The following is a 6,045-nucleotide window of genomic DNA, read 5'->3' as shown; positions in this document are numbered from 1 at the left end:
AGCGTTTCAGTGGAAGCGGGCGGAGGTAGCCCTTCTCACCACGCAGGAACATCTCCTTGCGTGGCGCCTCCCGGCCGGCCATCACCTTTTCATTGAAATCGTTCAGGGAAACATGGATGGCGGCATTGAGATTGTTCAGACTGGAGAAAGTCATTCCCTCTATGTCCGGGTAAACAGAATGGTAGAGAAGCTTCACAGCGTTTTCAACAAGGGCCTTGTCCTTGGGGTGGCGTACACGGGCGGGATAGACCGCACAGCCGTAATACTCAGCAAAAGCGGCAAAATCGTCATTGATGACAGGCTCGTTGCGGTCACTTCGTGTGACGGTTGCCTTCAGATTGTCGGGAACTATTGCCGCCGGAGCCCCTTCGAAATACAGCATGGCATTCTCGCATCCCTTGATCAGGTCTTCCTTGCGCTGCGACCATACGGCCTCACAGTAGGTGTAATGACTGAACGGAAGGATGGCAACAAAGACTTCTACCTTCTTCGTCTCGCCAGTCATCTCATCGACAACTTCAAGCCTGTCACCGGCAAAATCAACATACATCTGGTCTGCGGCATAGTGTTCGACATGGCCGACGACCTTGATGTGGAACTTGTACTGGCGGACAGCCCGCTTGAAGGAAGACAGCTGAAGACCATCAGGATACTCGGAATGATACTCCTTGAAAAGTTTCCTGACACTCATCCCCTTGCGTGTCAGGCGAGATACATATCCGGGAAGCAAAGCCTCCAATTCAATCCTTTTGGAGGAAGGCTCCCGACGTCGGGATTCCGTCCCGCCAAACATCTCATGCAACTGCTCCTCGGAAAGGGAGAGAAGCTGATCGATGCTTTTCCCATTTGAAAGGAACAGGCGGACATACTTGCGAACAGTGTTACGGGAAGTATGGAACGTGGATGCCGTTTCCTTGATACCCATTCCTGCCGCATAACATCTTAAAATATTCTTGATTCTTTTATTCATTTGAATAGATTTTTATTATTACCCCTTACACCAGGACTCGGGGTCTCAAATCTACACAAAAAAACTCTAACGACACTTGTACTAAGTGGTTAATATTATTTTGACCAAAAGGATCAATCATTTTATGGCCAAAGTGAGCAATCCTGTTTGCCCAAAGGGGTTAAAGTAGAGTGGCTTTTCCAATGTATCCAGAACAAAAGACAAGGCAGTTGAAAAGGCTGGAGTTACATTCAAGAACCCTCCTTGCTTACTATCGGACAATGGGCCATGTTATATTGCTTCCTCGCTCAAGGAGTATCTCGGTAAGGTATATAACATCAAGCATATTCATGGCAAACCCTTGCATCCGCAGACACAAGGAAAGATAGAACGATATCACAGATCGATGAAAAATGTAATTAAGCTAAATCATTATTTTTGTCCCTCTGAATTGGAAAAGGCTATCGATGGATGGATGAAATATTATAATGAGAGAAGATTTCATGAATCGTTGGATAATCTTACACCCAAAGACGTATATTTAGGACAAGGGGAGAGAATCAAAAAGATAAGAGAAATAATAAAGCAAAATTCAATCAACAAAAGAATTTCTGATAATAAAACAATGAAATATCAGAGTAAATAACTATATTTGCAGTTGTGCACTTTTGTTTGACAACGTACAATTTTAACTCTCAATCAAGTTGACTACTCTTTACGAGGTACAACAAAATATAATACAACAAAAAAATATGTAGTAACACAAATTAGGAGGAATTAATTATGAAATTATTAAATGTCTTATTTTTCCTTTTATTCTTCTACTCATGCAGCAATGCACAAAAATGGTATGACATAAAAGACAGCAACAACCATTCCTTTGTTGGAAATTGGGAGCAATTGACAATTACAGACCATGGGGATACCGTAATATACCATGCTTGCTTTGATGTAGCACATAAAATATATGTCGATACAATAAAAAAAGAACTCTTTGTGCAGTATGATATGGAAGACGCACATTATCCCATAGACACAGTACATTTAGAAGATAATGAGTTCATCATATCTTTTGTCAATAACATTTTCATACCCTTCAGATGTAAGATAATTGACCAGAATAAAGCTTTATGGACATATAAGTATATGGAAGATGGCGAAGTATACCACAATTACTTTACCAACAAGAAAGGATATTTCAAAGAAATAAAGGAAAAGTGTGATGATCAAGAAATCGAAGAAAGCCCCACACCTATCGTAGCCGTCCAAAATCCCAAATGGTTCGGTGACTATGAATATTTCATTTCAGATACCACCGTTGTTCCCTCGCCTTTCATAGAGTACACATTGAGCATCGCGGCTGACCGGTGTGTATTCAGCGGTAATGGGCAAATGACTGCCTTTGAAATCCAATGCAGTGTAAAAAACGAAACGGAAGACAAACTCTCCCTTGATTTTGTCAAATCGCTCTCGGAAGACACACCGATGCCCAATATTGACAGAAGCGTTTCACCCACTGTGAATTTATATCACAAGAAAGGAAAATACTATTTGGAAAGTCCTTATATCAGCAATTCTGAAGGCAAGGAAAATGTAAAAATAGAATGTAGAAAAATAAAATAGATTCTTGATAATCTTCATTGATACTCCGCTCTCTACATCTTGACTTCGCCAAACGCGCATCAGTCTATCACTGTTAATAAAACTGAGTATCAAACAGATAACAAATCTCTTCTTATAGCCTTGCAATATGCCTTATATCACCTTGTAAAGTGACTCTAATCACGCGGTAAAATGAGTCACTTTGCGAGGTAATATGAATGAGATTGCAAGACAGTCTGAATGATGAAAGCCAGCAGACAGGAAAGAACCGTTAAATATCCATAATCTGTAAGTCTTTTAATCTGTATTCCTTTGACTTTAGATTCCATTTTTCTACATTTGCTTTCAAAGACAACAGACTGCAATTCTTCCTCTTCTTCCCCAGAGCAAGACTGTCTTTCAGCCGACAGAGGAGACTTCAAGAAGTTGTTGAGGTTTTCTCTTTTTGGTTTTCACGAAGGCTTGATGACAGAGTCATGAAAGAACCAGATTCGCAGAAGATCCTATCAATCCTTTTGAAAACTTGGAAAAGACTTCTTTCCTTGCAATGAAGGACAACTTCCATTCTGATGAAATCCTAAAGAAATATGGCTGTTCTGAAGCGATTTGAGATAACTATAAGAAACGTTATAATTATCACATCAAAATGGATTTTGAAAATAAAGAGACAAAAAAGATAGAAAAAGGAGTGCAAGAAGTAAAAAGCAATGAAAATGAACAGATATATATTATTTTGTCTTTTCCATATACTTTTACTTTCCTGTCAAGGTCAGAGTAAAAGTAGTAATGTGTTAAAAGATAGTATTTATGTAAATAGCAAAATGTTGGATCAACAAGAACTAATGCAGACTTCTATTTTGTCAAAGTATGGAAAGGATAATGGTTATAATCCCCTTTCATATCAAGATTTTCAAAATAGATGTATGGAATATTGGGGACTCTCCCTGCATAAAGAGCCCAAAGATTATGTTCTCAGCATAGGAGGATACACAGAGTATACAATCAATGAATGGGGGCGGTTCTTGTATACAGAAGCAGAGAATCTTTTTTATCAGCCGGAAATAGATGGAGAACCAACCAAAGAAGATGCAAGGAAAATGCTCTATGATAAAGAAAACGGCATTGCCGATAAATTTCTGGCATATAATAAGTTGTTATTCAATGATAACATAACAACCCTCTCCTTTTTTATAAGAAACCCTGAATATGCGATAGATGTTGTCTTTAATCATGATTATGAAAGAAATAAGATACTCACCGCAAGAAGTATTGATTTCTCAAAGAAGACAACTGATTATTCTGTTTATAGGGATAATACTGAAAAAGTGTTGTTCTATAATAACAGGAAAAGAGGCTTTCGCAGCAATCTCCTAAACGAGATATACTTGTCTTGTAATAAGACACAAGAAACCATGACCCCATTTGATGATTTAGTTTATGCCTATTTTAAACAATTCAATCAATTAAACTATCCGCAGGATGTGAAAGATAAGTGCTTGGTGCATTTGTTAAAATGCCTAATTGAGTATGATAGGAATCATAAAGATGCAATAATGGGGATTGAAGACGAAAAATCATACCAGCATTTAAGTAATTTCATGTCTAAAGATAAGCATTTGGCAGACCGTCTTAAAAAGCAAGATTATTATGGAGTCACGCGATTGAAAGAATTAGTGGACATTGTTTTAGTAACGGAAAATGATATCAATCCCAATGATACTTATTTTGTTGACGATCCCGATGGGTATACCAATCTACGTGAGAAAGGTATGTTGTCATCAAAGGTTCTTAAACGTGTTCCTACCAATGAAATGATAACTATCTTGGACAATAAGGGAAACTGGTGGAAAGTAGAAATTAAAGATGGAACAGTAGGTTATATACATAAAAGTAGAATCAGACGCGCTTTATAAAATGTATATCAGTAAGGTGTGCCTATATAACTTATAAAGTGTACGTTGTCAAATAAAAGTGCACAACTGCAAATTGCTATTCAACATGAAAACGCCCATTTTCTTCAAATCCAAAAAATGGGTTTGTTAAACTTTTATAGTAAAATACTCAGTGAATATTTCAAATATGGATTCCACAAATCATATGTTACTCCAGGGACATTAGAAAATTGGGCCGAAATGTATGCAGCAGATAGACTTGGATTAATTTATTAACAACAGGTTTTCTGTTTGTGTCCGTTTTTAATAGTGTTGAAAAGTGTGAATTTGGAGTTTAGTGAACTGCTGAATTCTAACAGTCAGTCAACTTCTAGCAGCTCATTCTTAGGCAGTTTTCTCAATAAAGTTAAAATTCGTAACCTGTTAGCATAACCGCATGTCAATACAAATAGTATATATTTATAAAAAAGTGGTCTTGTTAGTACAATATTTTATAGGGTCTCCAAGTGCTTAACTCAGAAAGTGAATATGTTTGAGTTGTTTGAGGTTGACTCAAAAATGATATCAATGTAGAGTAGTCAAAATTATCTTTATGAAAATATATTGCAAATTAATCAGTATTGTATTCATTCTTGGTTTGTTCTCATGTGAGCGTGTACAAAGTTTGGAAGGGCTTGTGGTGGATGTTCATAATGTTCCTTTAGATAGTGTTTTAATTTCAGACGATCTGATGAATTTTCGTATGCGTACAGATTCGTTAGGAAGATTTAGGTATATGATAATGCTACCTACAACAAGCCGAGGTATAGACACAAAATTTAGTTTTTCCAAAAAAGGATTTATAGATCATAGTCAGACAATTAAAGTCTATCGTTCTACGAAAGTTATTGTTGTTATGAATAGAGACACTATTGTCCCCTAAAGTGGATAAATGATTCTTTTAAATTGTTAAAACATAATCAATTATGTATTTTTTTTGGGGAATGAAACGGACTTGATTTTGCAACTTTTCAGTCTAATACAAATGGCTGCTATGTTTCAAGACAAATACATATTCTCCCAACTAATCGCTTTTCTGAACAGGACTCAGTTTAACAACTATGTTCGCAAGTATGATGGAAACCTATATGTGAAATATTTTACCTACAGGAATCAGATGCTTGCAATGATGTTTGGGCAACTCGGTAACCGTGAGAGCCTACGTGACTTAAAAGTTGCTTTTGAGGCACATAGGGCTAAGCAATATTATCTTGGATTAGGTCGTGAACCGATAGCCAAGACAACTCTTGCCACAGCCAACCAAAACCGTGATTACAGAATTTTCGAAGACTTTGCATTCTATATGATGAAAGAAGCTTGCGAGAAGCGGACGACCAACATTCTTGACATTTCCGGAAAGAAATATGCTTTTGATTCAATAACAATTCCGTTATGTCTTGCAACGTTCCCATGGGCAAAGTTCCGAAGCAAGAAAGGTGGAGTGAAGGCTCATGTCTTATATGACATTGAAGCACAAGTTCCTGCTTTCTATAACGTACAATACGTGCATAGGTCAGTTTTACAGCATCTTCCACCAAGGCTTTGTCTTTTGGTCTTTCTTAC

At 37.4% G+C, this 6,045-nt stretch carries 5 protein-coding genes; 4 read left to right on the top strand and 1 reads right to left on the bottom strand.

The window, feature by feature from the left end:
* Nucleotides 1–970 (bottom strand): IS21 family transposase (gene istA, locus HMPREF9420_RS12080; protein WP_007136014.1); only part of this gene is annotated, 970 nt, incomplete at its 3' end.
* A gap of 274 nt (nt 971–1,244) precedes the next feature.
* On the opposite strand from istA, the gene HMPREF9420_RS14810 reads away from it, so the two are divergent.
* The 4 genes from HMPREF9420_RS14810 to HMPREF9420_RS12055 all read left to right on the top strand — a co-directional run.
* On the top strand, nt 1,245–1,595 hold the full coding sequence (locus HMPREF9420_RS14810; RefSeq protein WP_308340299.1) for an integrase core domain-containing protein: 351 nt from the start codon (nt 1,245–1,247) through the stop codon (nt 1,593–1,595).
* Nucleotides 1,596–1,732: 137 nt separating this feature from the next.
* Nucleotides 1,733–2,572 (top strand): DUF5991 domain-containing protein, encoded by an 840-nt coding sequence (locus HMPREF9420_RS12070; protein WP_007136011.1) that lies wholly within the window; start codon nt 1,733–1,735, stop codon nt 2,570–2,572.
* Nucleotides 2,573–3,264: 692 nt separating this feature from the next.
* Entirely contained in the window at nt 3,265–4,464 is a 1,200-nt protein-coding gene (locus HMPREF9420_RS12065) for an SH3 domain-containing protein (RefSeq protein ID WP_248628120.1), read from the top strand.
* 1,012 nt (nt 4,465–5,476) lie between these two features.
* The coding region (locus HMPREF9420_RS12055) for a DUF4372 domain-containing protein (protein WP_248628119.1) at nt 5,477–6,045 on the top strand (569 nt) is incomplete at its 3' end.

The organism is Segatella salivae DSM 15606 (assembly GCF_000185845.1).
Lineage (GTDB): Bacteria > Bacteroidota > Bacteroidia > Bacteroidales > Bacteroidaceae > Prevotella > Prevotella salivae.
The sequence above is the reverse complement of the archived record's forward strand: the minus strand, read 5'-3'. Positions and strand labels throughout refer to the sequence as shown.

Excerpts from the sequence above, each read along its gene's own strand:
- HMPREF9420_RS12070 (WP_007136011.1), top strand. The coding sequence starts at position 1,733 with ATGAAATTATTAAATGTCTTATTTTTCCTTTTATTCTTCTACTCATGC.
- HMPREF9420_RS12065 (WP_248628120.1), top strand. The coding sequence starts at position 3,265 with ATGAACAGATATATATTATTTTGTCTTTTCCATATACTTTTACTTTCC.